This window comes from Pseudarthrobacter oxydans, assembly GCF_030812335.1.
Taxonomy (GTDB): domain Bacteria; phylum Actinomycetota; class Actinomycetes; order Actinomycetales; family Micrococcaceae; genus Arthrobacter; species Arthrobacter oxydans_B.
Window position 1 is genome coordinate 249,955 of sequence record NZ_JAUSSN010000002.1, and the last position, 18,922, is coordinate 268,876.

Here is an 18,922-nt window from a genome sequence, read left to right on the forward strand (position 1 = left end):
GGGTGTGCCGCCGGCGGGGGGTCCCGCTGTCTCCGGGGGTCAGTCTCGGTGCCCGCATCAGCAGCCGCCCGGCCGGGTTCCATAAAGATCCACGGTGGTGGACTTGACGAACCAGCCCGGGTGGCTGCCTTCGGTGACACGGAACCAGGGGGTCCCGTTGCCGTAGATGTCCTTGGTGCAGTTGATGGTGAGCCTGCCTTCGGTCCGTTCGACCCAGCCGACGCCGCACGACGGGCCGCTCGGATTGTAGGTGTCCGGTTCGCCGGGTTTGCCGGGGCACGTGCTGTTGTGCGCCTGGATCTGGGACGTCGGAACCGGCGGCGGCGGCTCCGCACCGCTGCGGGAGGTGTCTTGGCCGATCCGCCCGTTCTGGCCGCCGCTGATGGCGCGGACTTCCAGGGTGTGTGTCTCGCTGAAGCCCACGCCTTTGGAGAAGGAGCGCTGCTGAGTGTCCTGCCAGCCTCCCGCGCCGTCGAGGCGGTACTGGTAGCCGGTGACGGGGCGCCCGTTGCCGTTGGGCTGGGTCCAGGTCCAGGAGACGGTCTTGTCTCCTACGCCACTGCTTTTCGCTCCGGTGACGGCCGGCGCGAAGGCGAGTCCGTAGGGGTTCACCGACGCTGAGGCGGGGCTGGCGTCGCCGGTGCTGGAGCTGCGCGAGGAGACCGCCCAGACCACCACGGCGGTGGCGGTCCCGTTGGGGGCGGCCACCACCGCGCCTCCGGCCGGGATGTTACCGCTGCCGGCGCCGGAGGTGAGCTTGTATTTGTAGGTGATTTCACCGGCGCTGGAACCGTTGCGCTGCTCGGCGGTGAGGGCGGTGAAGCGGACGTCGATCTTGCCGCCGTCGCCGCCGGTATCCACCAGGGTCGCCGACGGCTGGCTGACCATCGCCGGTTTGCCCACGGCGCGCACCGCGGCGGACTGGGCGCTCGTTCCGGAGGTGCCGGCCTTGTTCGTGCCGGACACGGTGAAGGTGTAGCCCGCCTCCGAGTTGTCCACGGTCACGTTCTGGGTGGTGCCGGATACCTTCTGCGTTGCCACGGCGGCCCCGCCGCGCAGGGTGGTGAGCGTGTAGCTGGAGATGGCGTCGCCGTTGCTGTTCGGGGCCGTCCAGTTCACCTTGAGCTGGCTTTGGCTGCCCACCGAGCCCGCCGCCGTCGCGTTCGGTGCCGCCGGGGTGGCGGGCACCCCGGCGGGGATTTCCGCCGCCGAGTAGGCGCTCCATTCGGAGGGTTCCTTGGCGTCATTGCGGGCCAGGACGCGCACCTTGTAGGCCACGCCGTTCTTGAGGCCCTTCCAGACGTAGCTCACTGAGCCCAGGTTCTGGATCTGGGCGTTCTGCCCGGCCGGTGCCGGGGAGATCTCCAGGTCGTAGGACTTGACCGGTGAGCCCTTGGACGCCGGGGCCGCCCACGTGACCGTCAGCTGGGTGTCGCCGAACTTCACGGCCGGCGCGGCCGGCGTGTCCGGCTTGACGTCCGGGCGCACCTCGGCCGAGGCCGGGGACCGCTCGGATTCGCCCAGGGCGTTGGTGGCCGTGACCTGGAAGTGGTACTTGGAGTTGTTGGCCAGCCCGGTGAGGGTGCAGGAATTGGCCGGGCAGTCCTGGCGGTAGCCGCCCTCGCCGTAGACCGTGTACCGGGTGATGGCCGAACCGCGGTCGGCAGGGGCCGCCCAGTTGAGCAGGGCGGTGCTGTCCCCCACGCTCCCGGCCTGCGGCGTGGTCGGGGCCAGCGGCTTGTCCTTGACCGTCAGCCGGATCCGGGCCGTCGCATAGCGGGACGCGTCCCCGGTCTTGTCCGCCACGGTGTAGGCCACGATCATGGTTCCGGAGAACCCGTCGGCCGGTGTCACGGTCACGGTGTCCCCGGTGACGGCGGCGGAGCCCTGGCCGGTTTCGGTCGAGGCCGAGACGATCTTCAGCGCCGTCTCGGGGAACGGGTTGGCGTCGTTGTCCAGCACCCGCACGGTGACGGGCTTGCCGGCGGCGGCGTTGGCTTCGGCGTCGTCGTTGGCCACGGGCTTGGGCCGGTTGGAGGCGGTGACGGTCAGCTGGTAGGTCGCGGTGGCTTCGAGCCCGCGGGGGTCCGTGGCCTTGATCTGGACCGCTCCTGTGGCTCCGGCGGCGGTGCCGTCCTTGGCGGAGGTCTTCAGGGACGTGCCGTCGATGCTGGCGTCGAATCCTGCCGGGACTCCGCCCGCCAGTTCGTACTTCATCCGGTCCACGTCGCCGTCGTCCGGGTCGGTGGTCAGTCTGGCGAGGTCGGTGGTGGTGGAGTCCGCCTTGGGGACCTCCACCGGGCTGCCCAGCAGCACCGGCGGGTTGTTCCGGTTGGGGTCCGGGAGCACCCTGGTGCGGATGCTGAGGGTGGACTTCAGTCCGGCAGGATCATCCGGGCCGGAGCCGTCGGTGACCTCGAAGCTGAGCGAGCCGGGGCCCACGTAGTCCTGGCCTGCGGTGTATTTGAGGGCGGTGCCGTTGCCGGCCACGGGGTCTGACCCGTCGGCGCCGATCAGTTTGATCCGGTCGGTCTGGGTCAGGCGCGGCGAGCGTCCCTCGCGGACCTTGACCCATTCCTTGAGGTCAACGGTGACGGACTGCCCGGCGACGAGTTCGATCACTTCGTCCTTGGCCAGGGTGGGGACCTGCTGGCCGACACCCGGCACCCAGATGATGGCGGTGGATTTCTGGCCGTCGAGGTCCTCGACCGTGTACGGGATGAGCTGCGGCTGTTCGGTCAGTTCCACGATCATGGTGCCCTCTGCGCCGGGCCGGGCGGTTTTGGCGTCGGTGGCGATCTTGAGGTTCTCGCCCACGCCGTCGGGGTCCTCGTCGTTCTTCAGGACGGGGACGTCAACGGCGGTCTTGCCCAGGGTCTGGGCGGAGGTCACCCGGTCATCCCGTGCGATCGGGGCCTGCAACGGCACGTCCTGCTGCACCTTGACGGCGATGGCGGCCTGCGCCATGGCGCCGCGGTCATCCGCCACGGAGTAGCGCACGTTGACGGTGCCTTCCTCGGCCGGGGCCAGCAGGATGATGCGGGAAGACTGCTTGCTGACGGTGGCCTGCAGTTCCGGAGCGGCTTCGATGCCGTCGCTGATGAGCCGGATCGGGTCGCCGTCGGGGTCGGTGTCGTTGCCGGTGGCGTCCACGGCGATCTGCCGTCCCGGGCGGACCTTGACCTCGTCGTCCACCGGGGTGGGCAACTGGTTCGTGTCCCCGCGCGGGGCGATGCCGACGGTCACTGTGCCGGTGTTGACGGCGCCCTGCCGGTCGACGACCTTGTAGCGGAAGGTGTCCGTGCCGGCGCCGTCGCCGGCTGCCGTGAAGTCGATGAAGTTGCTGCCCACGGTGGCGGTGCCCATCGCCGGGGTGCTGTCGATCCCGGTCAGCTGGACGGAGTCGCCGTCGGGGTCGATCCCGTCGAGCTCCACCGGAATCCGCACGGACCCGGCCGCCACGACACGGGCGGTGAGGTTCCTCGGCTGCGGGCGGGAGTTTTCCGCGCCCTCCAGCGGCAGGATGTGGATGGTGACGGCCGCGGCGCTCTTCTGGCCCTGCGGGTCGACGGCGTTGTAGATCGCCCGGACGGTCCGGGGTTCCGCGCCGGCGATGAAGCGGAGGGTGTTTTCGGAGACGAAGCTCTTGCCGTCCGTTTCGGGGACGGGCTGCGGAAGGACGGGATCCACGCTGAGCTTCTCGCCCTGGGGGTGGGTGTCATTGGCCAGCACCGGGATGGTGACGACGTCGTTGACCCGCACGTTCACCTCGTCCGGTTTGGGCTGCGGGGCCTCGACGACGGCGGGCGCCGGGACGGGGACCACGGAGACGCTGCCGGTGGCCGATTTGGTGCCGTTGGACATGGTGTAGCGGAAGGTGAACGGGTCCTTGGTGCCGATGACGTCGGTGATCCGCAGGACGCTGTGGTCGATCACGCTGACCGAGGCGGTCGCGTTCTCGGGCAGCTGGACGGACTGCAGCACCAGCACGCCGCCGGACGGGTCCGAGTCGTTGGCCAGCGGATCCAGGAGCACGCTGCCGCCGACCGGCATCAGGGCGACATCATGCACGGCCACGGGGTTGCCGGCGTCCTTGCCGGACTCGACGTCCACCCGGATCAGGCCCTGGCTGCTTTGCGGGCCGTTGCTGGCGATGTACGTCAGGTAGATGGGGCCGGGGGTGCTGCTGCGGAATGTGAAGGTTCCGCCGTCGGTCACGGGACCCAGTTCGGCGGTGCCGGCGGCTTCGACCTGGGCCAGGCGCAGCGCGCCGCCGTTGGGGTCGACGTCGTTCTTGAGCGGCGCGATCACGAGGTCCTGGCCGACGACGGCGGTGACGTGGTCGGCGTTGACCACGGGCTGCAGGGCACCGGGGGGCTGGACGTTCACGGTCACCTTGCCGGTGCTGGTGGCGCGGCCGTCCCAGACGGTCACGGTGACGGACTTCTTGCCCGGCGCGGCGCCGGAGTCCTGGTAGGTGAGCAGGCCGTCGCGGCGGACCTTGACCTGGTCCTGGTCGTTGTCGGCCTTGGCCTCCATCAGCACGAGGTCGTCGCCGTCGGGGTCGGTCCAGTCGGTGAGGATGTTCTGGCTGACGGTTTTGCCCTGCTCCACCAGCATGGTGGTGGGCTCGCCGCGTTTGAACAGGGGAGGTCTGTTCTCGTCGGGGCCGACGACGTTCAGGGTGATGCTTCCGGCGGCGGAGAGGCCGCGGCCGTCGGCGGCGTTGTAGCCAAAGTTTTCGGTGCCCGGCTTCGCGTCGGCCGGGACCGTGATCTGGAAGGCGGTGCCGCCGTAGATGTTCTCCAGGCTGCCGGACGCCGGGCCGTTGTCGCCCACCGAGGCGGTGAGGACGTCGCCGTCGGGGTCCGAATCGTTGTCCAGTACGGACAGGATGGTGGTGCGGCCCGGGCGGACGCCGACGGCGTCAGGCTTGGTTTCCGGCGGCCGGTTGGGTTTGGTGCGGTCCGGCAGGACGTTGACGGTGTTGGTGTCCGCCGACTCCTGGTCCTGGTCATCGGACTGGTTCTTGGGCGGGACGACGTCGTCCCAGTTGTTGACCAGCTGCATGTTCTGGTTGACCAGCCAGACATTGCCGGAATTCACATCATTGAGGACCACCAGGTCCCGGTTCACCCGGAACGCATACGACGGCGACGCACTGGCCTTGGGCACATCCACCGTCTTGTCATCGGCATCATTGACGCACTCACGGACATACTTGTTCGCCCCCGACCACGCCGCATGCACACACCCGGCCAGCTGCACCGGCGCCGCCGGCACACCCTGCCCGCCAAACGTCACCGTCTTCGCCGTCGAACCATCCAGCGGCTGATGCAGCAGCGCCTTCGGCGTCGCGACCGCCACCGCGTCCGCCGCCGGACCCGAGAGCTGCAGCTTCGCATCCCGCGCCTCCGCCAACGCCAACTCACGCCCGCCCGGCAGGAACAACTTCCCCCGGCCCGCATCCAGCACCACCGGCTGGTCCCCCACCACCGCCAGCTGCAGATCCCCGGCACCCCTGAGCCCGTCCCAGGAACTCACCGTCGAATCCGTAACCGCACCCCCGGCATCCACCCCCGTCACCGTGACCTGCCCGGACTTCGGATCCGCACTGTAAATCCGGTCATCGGCCCCGACCGCCGACACCGTCCCGGCCGAGCCCGTCAACACCGGCTCGGAACTCTCCTCATCAAAACCATTCACCGTCGAGGGCGAGAGCGCCCACACCGTCCCCTTCGCCGCATCCGTCACCGACATGACCTGCGACCCGAAACTCACCGCCGCGGACCCCGGCAGCTTCTTATCCCCACCCAAACGCATGTTCGCCGCCGACACCTGATTCAACGTCGAACCAGCACTGTCATCCACAAACACCGTCCCGGCATCCTGCAGCACATCAAACGTCGTACCCGCCGGCGTCACCGCCCCGTCCAACACCCGCGACGGATAATTCAACCGCCCCACCGCATTCTTCGACTTCGACACCACCCACACCCCACCATCGTTCAACTCCACCTCAGTGGTCTTAAACCCCGGATAAATGACGGCAGCCGTGACCAGCACCGCGGCAGCGGAGATGGAGGCGGTGACGGCGATGAACTTGTTGCGCCGTTTGTGGAACCCCGGATGATCAGAGCCCGGCTTCCTGGACCCCAGCGTGGCGAAAAGACGTGTCACAGCTTCAGATTTCCTTCAGAACGGCGTTGTGATTCCCGTGGCGGACCCGAGACCAGGCCCTCACTTCCCGCGACAGCCTACCGAACATGCCGGGGGCGTGCGATGGGCAGGACTTCCCTGCCGCGCTCGGGGAAGTCCTGCTTCGCCCTCCGCCAGTCAGCCGCATTGCGGGATCCCATGCCCCTCGGGCTCACCCAGGGTTGTGTTGCCGACCTGGATGGTCCGGCCCACAAAGCGGCCGTCGGAATGCGAGTTGATGCGGTACCACTTGTAGGTGCCGCGGGCATCCGGCACGGTGCGCCATATGAAGCAGTTGACGGTGAAGGACCCGTCGGAGCCGTAGGCCCACGGATAGTTCCGGATCACGCCATCGCACGTGTGTTCCGCGCCAATCGGCGACCGCCACGAGGTCTGCCCGGAGGCAGGGGCGTCCGTGCACGTGCGGTAGCCGTTGACCGCTGCGTCCCAGTTCGTCTTGGCCGGCCCGGACTGCGCCGTGGCCGTGGCAACGGCCCCGCCGGTCCCGACGGAGTTGACCGTCTGGACCTGGATGGTGTGCCGTTCGTCGAAGCCGCCGGTGTTCACCGTCCGGCTTCCTGATGCGGCGACGTTTTCCCAGCCCCGTCCGTCGATGTTGATCCGGGTGGAGGCGACGTCGTTGGTCGAGCTTGACGGCGAGCTCCAGCTGAAACTGAGTGACTTCTGGTTCTGGCCGCCGTTCTGGCCGGACGCCGAAGGGGTTCCGGGCGCGCCGTACGGCGTGGCGCCGGCCCCGGTACTGGCGTCCGAGCTTGGCGCCACGGTGGAGTTCGCGGTCACGGTGACGGTCGTCGCGGCCCCGTTCGTGAACCCGCCCACGGTCTGCCCGGGCCTGATCGGGCCGGACTGGCCGGTGCTGGCCCGGTACGTGTAGCTGACCTCATTGGCCGCCGAGCCGTTGCGCTCCGCGTCGGTGAGTTCCCGGAAGTCGATGGTCACGGCCCGGCCCGCTCCGCCGGTGTTGGCCTCGGTGGCGCTCACGCCGGAGACCGCCGAGAGCTTGCCGGTGGCGCGGCGCGGTGCCGACGCTGCGCTGACGGCGCCCTTGCCGGCCTTGTTCTCGGCCTGGACGGTGAACGTGTAGGACGCCTCGGAGTTGTTCGCGGTGAAGTTCGCGGTCCGGACCGTCCCGGCCACCATCTGGGTCTGGGTGGCCCCGCCGCCGCCGCTCATGGTGACGTAGTAGTTCTTGATCGCGTCGCCGTTGGTGTTCGGTTCGGCCCAGTTCACCTTGAGCTGGTTTGAGGTGCCCACGGCGGAGGCCACCGCCGTCGTGGGTGCCGCCGGGGCTGCCGGGACCCCGGCGGGGTTGTCCTCGGCGGAGTAGATCCCCCACTCGGACGGGCCAAGCTCGTTGACGGCCTGGGCACGCACCTTGTACCGCACGCCGTTGGTCAGTCCCGGCCAGGTGTAGTTCAGTCCGGTGACGCCGTTCTTCACGCCGATTCCGGTGGCCGGCGGCGGGGAGATCTCCAGGTTGTAGCTCTTGACGGCCGAGCCCTCGGTCTTGGCCGGGGCCCAGTTGATCACCATGTTCTTGTCGCCGGCCTTGACTGTCGGGGCCTCCGGCGGGGACGGCTTCTCATCGGGCCGGATTTCGTTGGACGCCGCCGAGGGCGCTGACTCCCCCACCTCATTGGTGGCGGTGACGGTGAAGACGTACTTGACATCGTTGGTCAGGCCGCTGAGCGTGCACGTGGTGGTGGCGCAGTCCTGGCTGAAGCCGCTCGAACTGACGGTGTATTTGCTGATGGCAGCGCCGTTGTCCGAGGGCGGGGCCCACTTGAGCACGGCGGTGCGGCTGCGGACGTCCGTCGCGGACGGCGCCGAGGGGGCGTCCGGTTTGTCCCGGACCGTGATGCGCACCCTGCCGCTCGCCTGCCGCGTGGGGTCCTCGGTTTTGTCCAGCACGGTGTAGCGGATCACCATCACGCCCTTGGAGCCCTCGGCGGGAGTGACCGTGATTGAGTCCCCGTTCACGGCCGGGGCGCCTGCGGCGGAGCCGGTTTCGACCGTCGCCGAGATGATCTTCAGCGGAGTCTCGCTGAAGGGGTTGAAGTCGTTGGCCAGGACGTTGATGGTCTCGGTCCTGCCCGCGTTGGCACCCTCGATGACGTCCTCGTTGGCCGTCGGGAGGGGTCGGTTGGAGGCGACGACAGTGGTAGCCACCGTGGCCGTGACCGGTTCGGAGCGGCCGTCGGTGACCTTCAGCGGGATGGTCCCCTGGCGTCCCGCGGTGATGGTGGCCTCCGCGGTGACCTTGAGGGTCTGGCCTTCAATCGTGGCCCGGAACCCGTCCGGCAGGGTGCCGTCGAGCTCGAACTTGAGCTTTTCCTGGTCCCCCGAGTCCACGTCCTTGGCGAGGTTGCCGAGCTCCAGGCTGACGGATTCGGCCTTCGGCACCTCGAGATCGGTGCCGCTGAAGGTGGGCTGGTGGTTCGCGTTCGGGTCCGGAATGACCTTGGTGATGATGCTCAGGGTCGAGGTGAGGCCCTGCGGATCGTCCGGGCCGGTCCCGTCGGTGACTTCGAAGGTCACGGAGCCGGGGCCGACGTAGTCCTTGAGCGCGGCGTAGCGCAGCGCGGAGCCGTTCCCGGCCACGACGTTCTCCGTCGCGGCACCCTGCACGCGGACCTTGTCCACCTGCGTGATGCGCGGGGTGCGCCCGTCCCGGACCCGGACGTACTCGTTCAGGTCGAGGGTGATTTCCTGGCCGGCCATCACTTCCACGACGTCGGTGCGCGCCAGGCTGGGGTGTTGCTCGCCCTGCCCGGGAACCCAGATGACCGCCGTCGCGCTTTGGCCGTCCACGTCGGTGACGGTGTACGGGACCAGCTGGTCCTTCGGGCCCAGGGCCACGACGACGTTGCCGTCGCCTCCGACGCGCGCGTTCGGGTTGCCGTCCGGCAGGGAGACCTTGAGTTCGGAGGCGACGCCGTCGGGGTCCGAGTCGTTCTTCAGGACCGGGACGTCGACGGCGGACTTGCCCAGCGTCTCCGCGGGCGTGACCACGTCGTCCTTGGCGATCGGGAGCTTGAGGGCTGCGTCCGGGCTGATCCGGACGCGGATCACCGCGCTGCCCTGGGCTTTCTTGTCGTCCTGGATCTTGTAGCTGACGCTCTCGTTGCCGGCGGTGCCGGGTGCCGTGAGGAGCACCTTGCCGCCGTCGGCTGCCTCCACCTGCAGTTCCGGGCGGGCCTCAAAGGCGTTGGAGACCAGGCTGATCGGGTCCCCGTCGGGGTCCGAGTCGTTGCTGAGGGCGTCGACGGCGATCTTGCGCCCGGGGCGGACGTCGACGGCGTCGTCGATCGCGATGGGTTTCTGGTTGTTGGCTTCCGGCGGGGCGATGCCGACAATGACGGTTCCGGTGTTTTCGGCGCCGATCCGGTCCCGGACGCGGTAGCTGAAGGTGTCCGTGCCGGCGGCGTTGCCGGTGGCGGTGAATTCGAGGTAGCCGTCCTTGACCACGGCCGTTCCCATGGCGGGGGCCTTGTCGACGCCGATCAGCTGGACGGAGTCGCCGTCGGAATCAATGCCGTCCAGGGGCACGGGGATGCGGACCACCATGCCGGCCACGACGCGGGCGGTCAGGTTTTTCGGTTCCGGGCGGGTGTTGCGCTCGTCGTCGCGGGCCTGGATCCGGATCGTAAGCTGCTGGGAGTCCGACTGTCCGGAGTCGTTGGTGACCTTGTAGATCGCGTACACGGTTTTGGGCGCTTCGCCGGCGATGAAGCGCAGTGTGTTGCCGGAGGGGAAGATGCGGCCGTCGGCGGCGTCGGGCTGCTGCGCGAGGACCGGTTCGAGGGTCAGCTTCCCGCCGTTCGGGTCTGTGTCGTTCTCGAGGACGGGGATGGTGACGACGTCGCCGGCCCGCACGGTCGCTTCGTCCGGTTTGGCCTGCGGGGCCTGGAGTTTGGCGGGGGCCGGGACCACGAGGACGGCGATCTCGCCGCTGGCCGAGGACTTGCCGTTGGAGATGGTGTAGGTGACGTTGAGCTGGCCCTGCGCGCGGATGTCGGTGATCCGGACCACCGAGTGGTCCAGGACGGAGACGCTCACGGGCTGCCCGTCGGCGGCGGTGACGGACTGGACCACCAGCACGCCGCCGGAGGGGTCGGAGTCGTTGCCCAGGACATCCACGAGGACGCTGCCGCCGCTGGGGAGCAGGGCGGTGTCCCGCACCGCCACCGGGGCGCCGTCGCCGTTGCCGGGCACGACGTCGACCCGGACCAGCTGCTGGGCGCTGGCCGGGCCGTTGGTCACGAGGTAGGTGACGTAGTGGGCGCCCTGGGCGGTGGAGTTGAACGTGAAGGTCTGCTGGTCCGCGCCAATCGTGGCGGTGGAGTTGCCGTCGGGAGTGACCTGGGCGAGGCGCAGGGCTCCGCCCTGGGGATCGGAGTCGTTCTTGAGCGGGGCGATGACGGTGTCCACGCCGGCGACGGCGACGAGGTGGTCCGCGTTGGCGATCGGTGGCAGGGCGCCGGGTGCCCGGACGTCGACGGTGATCTTGCCTTCGGTGCTGGACTGGCCGTCGGAGACCGTGACGGTGACGATCTTGCGGCCGGGCTCGGCGCCGGCATCCTGGAAGCTGAGCAGGCCGTCGGGACGGGCCTTGACCTGGTCCCGGGGGTCGCTGCTGGTGGCGGAGACGACGTAAAGGTCGTCGCCGTCGGGGTCGATCCAGTCCGGGAGGATGTTCTGGGTGACGAGCTTGCCGGACTGCACCACGAGGGAGGTGTTCCGGTTGGGTTTCTGCCGCGGCGCGGAGTTCTCCCCCGCGGGGATGACGGTGAGCGTGACGTCGGCGGAGGCGGAGAGCCCGCGCCCGTCGTCCGCCGAATATTTGAAGGTCTCCGCGCCGGTCTGGTCCGCCGGGACGCTGACCTGGAAGCCGGTGGAGCCGTAGATCGGTGCCAGGAGTCCGGATTTGACCGGGTCGGGGGCCCGGACGGTGAGGATGTCGCCGTCGGGGTCGGTGTCGTTGTCGAGCACGGGGAGGATCGTGGTCTTGCCGGCGCGGACGCCGAAGCTGTCCGGCTTGGCCTCGGGGGCGCTGTTGGGTTTGGTGCGGTCCGGCAGGACGGTTTGCTGGACCTCATCGGCGGAGTCTTTGTCCGCGTCGTCGGAGGTCTGCTTGGGCGGGATGACGTCGTCCCAGTTGTTGACCAGCTGCATGTTCTGGTTCACCAGCCAGACATTGCCGGAATTCACATCATTGAGGACCACCAGGTCCCGGTTCACCCGGAACGCATACGACGGCGACGCACTGGCCTTGGGCACATCCACCGTCTTGTCATCGGCATCATTGACGCACTCACGGACATACTTGTTCGCCCCCGACCACGCCGCATGCACACACCCGGCCAGCTGCACCGGCGCCGCCGGCACACCCTGCCCGCCGAACGTCACCGTCTTCGCCGTCGAACCATCCAGCGGCTGATGCAGCAGCGCCTTCGGCGTCGCGACCGCCACCGCGTCCGCCGCCGGACCCGAGAGCTGCAGCTTCGCATCCCGCGCCTCCGCCAACGCCAACTCACGCCCGCCCGGCAGGAACAACTTCCCCCGGCCCGCATCCAGCACCACCGGCTGGTCCCCCACCACCGCCAGCTGCAGATCCCCGGCACCCCTGAGCCCGTCCCAGGAACTCACCGTCGAATCCGTGACCGCACCCCCGGCATCCACCCCCGTCACCGTGACCTGCCCGGACTTCGGATCCGCACTGTAAATCCGGTCATCGGCCCCGACCGCCGACACCGTCCCGGCCGAGCCCGTCAACACCGGCTCGGAACTCTCCTCATCAAAACCATTCACCGTCGAGGGCGAGAGCGCCCACACCGTCCCCTTCGCCGCATCCGTCACCGACATGACCTGCGACCCGAAACTCACCGCCGCGGACCCCGGCAGCTTCTTATCCCCACCCAAACGCATGTTCGCCGCCGACACCTGATTCAACGTCGAACCAGCACTGTCATCCACAAACACCGTCCCGGCATCCTGCAACACATCAAACGTCGTACCCGCCGGCGTCACCGCCCCATCCAACACCCGCGACGGATAATTCAACCGCCCCACCGCATTCTTCGACTTCGACACCACCCACACCCCACCATCGTTCAACTCCACCTCAGTGGTCTTAAACCCCGGATAAATGACGGCGCCGGTGATGAGGACCGCGGAGGCGGCAGCAACGCCGGTTCCGGCCAGGAAGCGTTTGCGGCGGGCGGTGAGAGGGCGTGCCGCACCCGGTCGGCGGGTTTTTGGCCGCAGTGCTGACAGAAAGGTCTTCATGTGTGCGGTGTCCCCCAGAGTCACGGCATCCAAGCATGGGGCATCGGCCTTGGCTGGTGTCGGATAGCTTTGACTATCGCATATTAGCTATCGATTAGAGAAACCCCGGGCGCGTCGCGTCGAGGGGAACGGCATCGGCGCAGTTCAGGGGCCCGTTAGTCCAGAACGAGTCCGCGGCCGCTGCCGCGCTGCAGCTGCACCGGGTGGATTTCGCCGAAGCCCCGGACGTCCTCGGCCGGCCGCGGATGCAGGACGAAGCGGTCGTCCTGTTCCAGCGCGGCCGCGGTCATCGAGTCCACCAGGACCGTCCCGGGATCCGCCAGCGCGGTGAGCCGCGCCGCCAGGTTTACCGTCGGACCGTAGATGTCGCCCAGCCGGGAGAGGATGCGGCCCCACACCATGGCCACCCGGGCCTGCGGCAGGATTTCGTCGTCGGTGAAGGCCTGGCAGAGGGCGAGGGAGATTTCGGCACCGGCCGCAGGGGTCTCGGCGATGTACAGGACCTCGTCGCCGACGGTCTTCACCAGGCGCCCGCCGCCCACCGAGATGATCTCGGCACACTTGTTCTCAAAGCGCTGCACCAGCTGCGCGAGGGTCTTTTCGTTCATCCGGCGGGACAGGCTCGTATAGGAGACGAGGTCCGCGAAGCCGACGGCCCGTGCCAGCGGCAGCGGGGCGTCATCCTCGTCGCCTTCGCGGCCTTCCTCGCTGGACGCCAGCCCGGCCTCGGCGCGCACGGCCAGGCGCTGGACGCCGGCGTTGAGCTGGCGGCGCCAGGAGTAGAGCAGCATTTCCTCGAGCGCGTCCACGAGGGACGGCAGTTCGCCGACCAGCCGCTTGCGGGCCACGGCGTCGGTGACGCCCTGGTTCTGGACCATGTCCTCGACGAGGGCCTCGATCTGCCAGACCACCATGCGGTCCGTCATCTGGCCGATGGCGCGGGTCACGGAGATGGCGGCTTCCTCGGTGAGTTTGCCGGCGCGGACCAGGTCCACGATCGTGTTCAGCGCAGCCTGGTCGCGTTCGGTGAAGGCAACGTCCTCGTCCCCGATGTTGGGGAAGCCCAGGGCCCGCCAGAGTTTCCGGGCGGAGAGCAGGGACAGTCCGGCGCCGGCCGCGACTTCACGGCGGCGGAGCTTGCGTTCCCCGCCGAGCAGCCGCTGTTCGAGGGCTTTCAGGGCAATGCGTTCGGCGGACATGGTTCCGGTGGGCGGCGCGGCGGCAGCCGTGCCTGCGGTGCTTGCGGGTCCGGCGTCGGTAGCGACACTGGTTTCCGTCTCGAATCCGGCGTCGGCCGGGTCCGAGTCGGTGTCCACGGAATCGGCGTCGTCGGGTTCAGCCGGTTCCGCGCGGGTCTGCTCACCGGCGGCGGAGTCCGCGGCGTAATCCGTGCCTTCGGCGATGGAATCGAGGACGGCTGCTTCGAGGCTGGCGGTTTCGACGAAGGCATCAGAAACGTGTGACGGCTCCTCGGCCAGCAGTCCTGCTTCGCGGCGTACGTTCTCAGCGCTCATCTCTTCCACCTTCTCTCGTCTCGTCAGGCCAGGCCCCGTCGGCGTTGTACGGCCCTCCCCCGGCGCCCAGGACCCCGCCCTGCGGCAGGTCGTCAATGGCGTCGAGGATGAAGTTGCGGAACGTTGCCGCTTCCGGAACGTCGGGGACCACCGTGCTGGAGGGGTACCCGGTATCCAAGGATATATTCCCGGACCGCAATACGCGTTGTAGCAACGACTGATGGATGACCACATTACGAATGGTGGCCAGGGAGACCTGCAGGTCGCGCCGCCGCAACATGCCGTACCGGACCACCAGCCGCTGGCTCGTCAGGATGTATTTGGTGGCGTGCCAGCTCATGACTCTCGGCAGGCAATAGCCCAGCAGCACCCAGGCTGCCAGCGTAATGCACGCCCCGATCAGCCACGGCGTCCACTCCCTGGTGGACTCCTTGATCAGCGGGGCCAGCCGGGCGGGGCCGCCCTTCACAACCCAGGCGCTGGCGTAGGCGGCCAGCGCCGGAACCACGATGAACATCAGCGCCGGGACAATCAGGGTCCTGGGCTGCGGCCGGGTCACCACAATCACCTGCTCGCCCGGGAAGAGCTCTTTACGCATAACCGCTTTCGTGACCCGAACTCTGGCCGGGAGGAGTCCAGGGCCGCAGGTGCACCACATCGCCGGCCGTCACCACGTGCTCGTGTCCCCCGGAGTCGACCACCATGAGTGAGCCGTAGTCATCCAGGCGGGTGGCGTGACCGATAAGTTCGTGGTCGCCGGGAAGCTGGGCGCGGACCTGCTTGCCCAGCGTCGTCAGCAGGTGCTCAACCCGCTTGTGCAGCGAGGGGCCGCCGGCCATCCCGGCGGCGGGATCGCCGTCGGCGTTGCAGAAGCTGCGGTAGAGCGTGGCGAACCGGGACAGGTAGCTCTTGAGCAGCTCGGTCCGGTCCACCGTCGTCGGGTGTTCCAGCAGGACGGACGTGGCGGTGGGCACCGGGAGCTCGGCCTCGGTGAGGGTGACGTTCAGCCCGGTCCCCAGCACGACGGGCGGCACGGCGCCGCCGGCCATCGGGCCCAGCTGGGCCAGGATGCCGGCGATTTTCCGGCCGCGCACCAGAACGTCGTTGGGCCACTTGAGCTCCGCCGGGATGCCGGCCGTCTCCAGCAGCGCCTCGCGCAGCGCCAGTGCCGCCAGCAGCGAGAGCCAGGAATAGCTCTGGGTCGGCAGGGGGCGTCCCTCGGCGTTGACCGGGCGCAGCACCAGCGAGACGGAGACCGCGCTCTTGGCCGGCGATTCCCAGTGGCGGTCCAGGCGGCCGCGGGCGGCGCTCTGGTATTCGGCGGTGAGCACGGTGAGGTCCGGGTACGCGGCGGGATCCTCGGTGACACCGCGCAGCAGGTCCGCGTTCGTGGAGCCGGTGGAGTCCACCACCGTCAGCCGCGGAATGCCGTTGGCGGAGAGGAACACCTCATCACTGAGGGCGTTCACATCAAGGGGCGGACGGTCCGGGGATTCCTGCGCGGCTTCCATGCCTTGAATCCTACCGAGTTACGCCGCCGTCGGCTCCGACACCGGCCCGAAGGAGCGTCCCCACTTCTGAATGCCCCCAACGGCGGGTTGGACCGAAACGCCGCGGATTTCCGGCGTCGAACCCGCAATAGTGGGGAATTTCAGCGGCGCCGGCCGTCCACTGGAACACCGGAAGCCGCAGGAAACTCAGAGGAAGATGTCAGGAATCAGCTTCTCTTCCGGGGCGCCCAGGCTGTAGGGGGTGAAGTCCGTGACGCCGGCGGCCGCGAGGACCTGCTCGTCGGTGTAGAAGTTCCCGCTCCAGCTGCCAGATTCCGGGATCGCGTTGCTGCTGGTCAGGACGGCGTGGGCCGCATCTGCCATGATTTCGGGGCCGCGGGCGCCCCGGACGATCTTTTCGCCGCCCGGCATGTTGCGGATGGCGGCCGTGTTGATCAGGGTGCAGGGCCACAGCGAGTTCACGCTGATCCCGTCGACCTTCAGTTCCTCGGCCAGGCCCAGGGTGGTCAGGCTCATGCCGTACTTCGCCATGGTGTAGGCCAGGTGCATGCCGGCCCATTTGGGGTCCAGGTTCAGCGGCGGGGAGAGCGTCAGGATCTGGCCGGCGTCGGATTCGCGCAGCGCGGGCAGGGCGAGCTTGGAGAGCAGGAACGTGCCGCGGACGTTGATGTCCTGCATCAGGTCGTAGCGCTTCATGTCGACGTCGTCGGTTTTGGACAGGTCGATCGCGGAGGCGTTGTTGATGACGATGTCGATCCCGCCGAAGCGTTCGACGGCGGCGGCCACCGCGCCGGCGACATCGGCGTCGTTGCGCACATCCCCGACCAGCGGCAGGGCCTGGCCGCCGGCTTCCTCGATCTGTTCGGCGGCGGAGTAGACCGTGCCTTCGAGCTTGGCGTGCGGCTGGCCGGTCTTGGCCATCAAAACAATGTTGGCGCCGTCGCGCGCGGCGCGGGTGGCGATGGCCAGGCCGATGCCGCGGCTTCCCCCGGAGATGAGGATGGTGCGGCCCTGGAGGGACCCGGCGGCCTGGTAGGGCCCTGGCTGCTGGGACTGCGGGGCGGTGCCCGAAGCGTCGTTGCTCAAAGTCATGAGGACACTCTAGCCCATGTTACTGATGAGTAACATAGGCTGCGCTGCGCCCGTCCGGACAACCGCCGCCCGGGCCCGCGTGGTGCTTCCGGTGAGAGTTGGGGTGAATCTTGTAGGTTTTCTACAGCGGCGTGGGCCAATGGCGTCACTAGACTTGCCATCAAGGCCCGGCTTTTGTGGATACCAGCTAAAGCGCCACGCGGGACAGGGCCGGCGCACCACAGCAACGCCAGCACCACACGATTCAGCAGAACATCAGCGACAGAGCCGGAGACACTTGATGAGCCACGATCTGACCACGACCGCGGGAAAGATTGCCGATTTCCGCGACCGCCAGGCCCGTGCTGAGCAGCCCTCCGGCCCGGAAGCGATCGAGAAGCAGCACGCCCGCGGCAAGAAGACGGCCCGCGAGCGCATCGACCTGCTGCTGGACGCCGGCTCCTTCGTCGAGTTCGACGCGCTCGCCGTGCACCGCTCCACCGCCTTCGGCATGGAGAAGAAGAAGCCGCTGGGCGACGGCCTGGTCTCCGGCTACGGCACCGTGGACGGCCGTCCCGTGGCCGTGTACAGCCAGGACTTTTCCGTCTACGGCGGCTCGCTGAGCCAGGTCAACGGCGAAAAGATCGTCAAGGTCCAGGAATTCGCGCTGCGCAACGGCTGCCCCGTGGTCGGCATCCTCGACGGCGGCGGCGCCCGCATCCAGGAAGGCGTCGCCTCGCTCGCGATGTTCGCGGACATCTTCCGCAACAACGTCCATGCCTCCGGCGTGGTCCCGCAGATCTCCCTCATCATGGGCCCCTCCGCCGGCGGCGCGGCCTACTCCCCGGCCCTGACCGACTATGTGGTCATGGTGGACAAGACCTCGCACATGTTCATCACCGGCCCGGACGTGATCAAGACCGTCACGGGCGAGGACGTGGACATGGAGACCCTCGGCGGCGCCCGGCAGCACAACTCCAACACCGGCACCTCCACCTACCTCGCCTCCGACGAGGCCGACGCCATCGAGTTCGTGCGCGAACTCCTGGACTTCCTGCCCTCCAACAACCTCGCCGAGGCCCCGGTGCTGGAGCACACCCAGGAGCTGGAGCTCGACGACGACGACCTCGCCCTGGACGCGCTGATCCCGGATTCGGCCAACCAGCCGTACGACATGCGCAAGGTCATCGATCAGATTGTGGACGACGCGCACTTCCTGGAGATGCAGTCCCTCTACGCCCCGAACGTGATGATCGGCTACGGCCGGGTCGAGGGCCACACCGTGGGCATCGTGGCCAACCAGCCGATGCAGTTCGCCGGCACCCTGGACATCGCCGCCTCGGAGAAGGCAGCCCGCTTTGTCCGGCACTGCGACGCCTTCAACATCCCCATCATCACGCTCGTGGACGTGCCGGGTTTCCTGCCGGGCAAGGACCAGGAGTTCCAGGGCATCATCCGCCGCGGCGCGAAGCTGCTCTACGCCTACGCCGAGGCCACCGTGCCGAAGCTGACCGTCATCACGCGCAAGGCCTACGGCGGGGCGTACATCGTGATGGGCTCCAAGAAGCTCGGCGCGGACCTCAACCTGGCCTGGCCCACCGCGCAGATCGGCGTGATGGGCGCCCAGGGCGCCGTCAACATCCTGTACCGCCGCGAACTCGCCGCGGTCGCGGCGGACGGCGGCGACGTCGAGGCCAAGCGCGCCGAGGTCATCCGGCAGTACGAGGAAGAGCTGCTCAACCCCTACCAGGCGGCCCAGCTCGGCTACGTGGACGCGGTCATTGCCCCGTCCGAGACCCGGATCCAGATCATCAAGGGCCTGCGTGCCCTGCGGGACAAGCGCGCCAGCCTGCCCGCCAAGAAGCACGGGAACATCCCGCTGTGATCCCCACCGGCTCCCAGCCTTCGCAAGTCCCCACCGGCTCCCAGCCTTCGCAAGCTCAGTCCGGGTCCCCCGCCGGTGTGGGCCCCCAGGCCGGGTCCCTCGCCGGCGTGGGCCCATCCACCCACCCCGCGGTTGAGCCCGGGGACGAGTCCGGGGTTGGGGCCGGGGAGACGCTGGCGGCCCAGCCGCTGTTCGCCGTCGTCAAGGGCGAGCCCACTCCCGAGGAGCTCGCGGCGCTGGCCGCCGTCGTGCTCTCCGTGGGCAGCGGCGAACCGGCTGAGCCGCAGCAGCCGAGCGCCCGGCACTGGATCCGCCGGCAGCAGCTGCAGCTGGCACCGAAGCCGGGACCCGGTTCCTGGAAGCGCAGCCGCGGCTGACGCCTCCGGGCCACCGCACCCGCCCGGCCCCGAAAAAAGTGCAGCAACCCTTTCATA

Annotated in this window: 8 protein-coding genes; 2 read left to right on the forward strand and 6 right to left on the reverse strand. The window is 68.7% G+C overall.

Going from position 1 to position 18,922, the window contains the following annotated elements; translation table 11 throughout:
* Window positions 1-57 precede the first annotated feature (57 nt).
* The 6 genes from J2W14_RS04340 to J2W14_RS04365 form a co-directional block, all read right to left on the reverse strand.
* Window positions 58-6,159: an Ig-like domain-containing protein gene (locus tag J2W14_RS04340; protein WP_442512633.1), complete on the reverse strand. Its 6,102-nt coding sequence runs from the start codon at window positions 6,157-6,159 to the stop codon at window positions 58-60.
* A gap of 177 nt (window positions 6,160-6,336) precedes the next feature.
* Window positions 6,337-12,507 (reverse strand): Ig-like domain-containing protein, encoded by a 6,171-nt coding sequence (locus tag J2W14_RS04345; RefSeq protein ID WP_307458888.1) that lies wholly within the window; start codon window positions 12,505-12,507, stop codon window positions 6,337-6,339.
* 155 nt (window positions 12,508-12,662) lie between these two features.
* Window positions 12,663-14,021 (reverse strand): adenylate/guanylate cyclase domain-containing protein, encoded by a 1,359-nt coding sequence (locus J2W14_RS04350; RefSeq protein ID WP_307458891.1) that lies wholly within the window; start codon window positions 14,019-14,021, stop codon window positions 12,663-12,665.
* On the reverse strand, window positions 14,011-14,619 hold the full coding sequence (locus J2W14_RS04355) for a PH domain-containing protein (protein WP_307458894.1): 609 nt from the start codon (window positions 14,617-14,619) through the stop codon (window positions 14,011-14,013). Before J2W14_RS04355 ends, J2W14_RS04350 begins: the two co-directional genes overlap by 11 nt.
* Window positions 14,612-15,532: a biotin--[acetyl-CoA-carboxylase] ligase gene (locus J2W14_RS04360; RefSeq protein ID WP_307458896.1), complete on the reverse strand. Its 921-nt coding sequence runs from the start codon at window positions 15,530-15,532 to the stop codon at window positions 14,612-14,614. The genes J2W14_RS04355 and J2W14_RS04360 overlap by 8 nt, the downstream gene beginning before the upstream one ends.
* 186 nt (window positions 15,533-15,718) lie before the next feature.
* Entirely contained in the window at window positions 15,719-16,624 is a 906-nt protein-coding gene (locus J2W14_RS04365; RefSeq protein WP_307458898.1) for an SDR family oxidoreductase, read from the reverse strand.
* A gap of 280 nt (window positions 16,625-16,904) precedes the next feature.
* Here J2W14_RS04365 and J2W14_RS04370 point away from each other — a divergent pair, with 280 nt between their 5' ends.
* The gene (locus tag J2W14_RS04370; RefSeq protein WP_307458900.1) at window positions 16,905-18,488 is read left to right on the forward strand and encodes an acyl-CoA carboxylase subunit beta; all 1,584 of its coding nucleotides are present in this window, start codon (window positions 16,905-16,907) and stop codon (window positions 18,486-18,488) included.
* A complete protein-coding gene (locus J2W14_RS21195) occupies window positions 18,485-18,865 on the forward strand; it encodes an acyl-CoA carboxylase subunit epsilon (RefSeq protein WP_370871186.1) in 381 nt (126 codons plus the stop codon). Before J2W14_RS04370 ends, J2W14_RS21195 begins: the two co-directional genes overlap by 4 nt.
* Window positions 18,866-18,922 lie beyond the last annotated feature (57 nt).

Excerpts from the sequence above, each read along its gene's own strand:
- J2W14_RS04345 (WP_307458888.1), bottom strand. The coding sequence starts at position 12,507 with ATGAAGACCTTTCTGTCAGCACTGCGGCCAAAAACCCGCCGACCGGGT.
- J2W14_RS04350 (WP_307458891.1), bottom strand. The coding sequence starts at position 14,021 with ATGAGCGCTGAGAACGTACGCCGCGAAGCAGGACTGCTGGCCGAGGAG.
- J2W14_RS04355 (WP_307458894.1), bottom strand. The coding sequence starts at position 14,619 with ATGCGTAAAGAGCTCTTCCCGGGCGAGCAGGTGATTGTGGTGACCCGG.
- J2W14_RS04360 (WP_307458896.1), bottom strand. The coding sequence starts at position 15,532 with ATGGAAGCCGCGCAGGAATCCCCGGACCGTCCGCCCCTTGATGTGAAC.
- J2W14_RS04365 (WP_307458898.1), bottom strand. The coding sequence starts at position 16,624 with ATGACTTTGAGCAACGACGCTTCGGGCACCGCCCCGCAGTCCCAGCAG.
- J2W14_RS04370 (WP_307458900.1), top strand. The coding sequence starts at position 16,905 with ATGAGCCACGATCTGACCACGACCGCGGGAAAGATTGCCGATTTCCGC.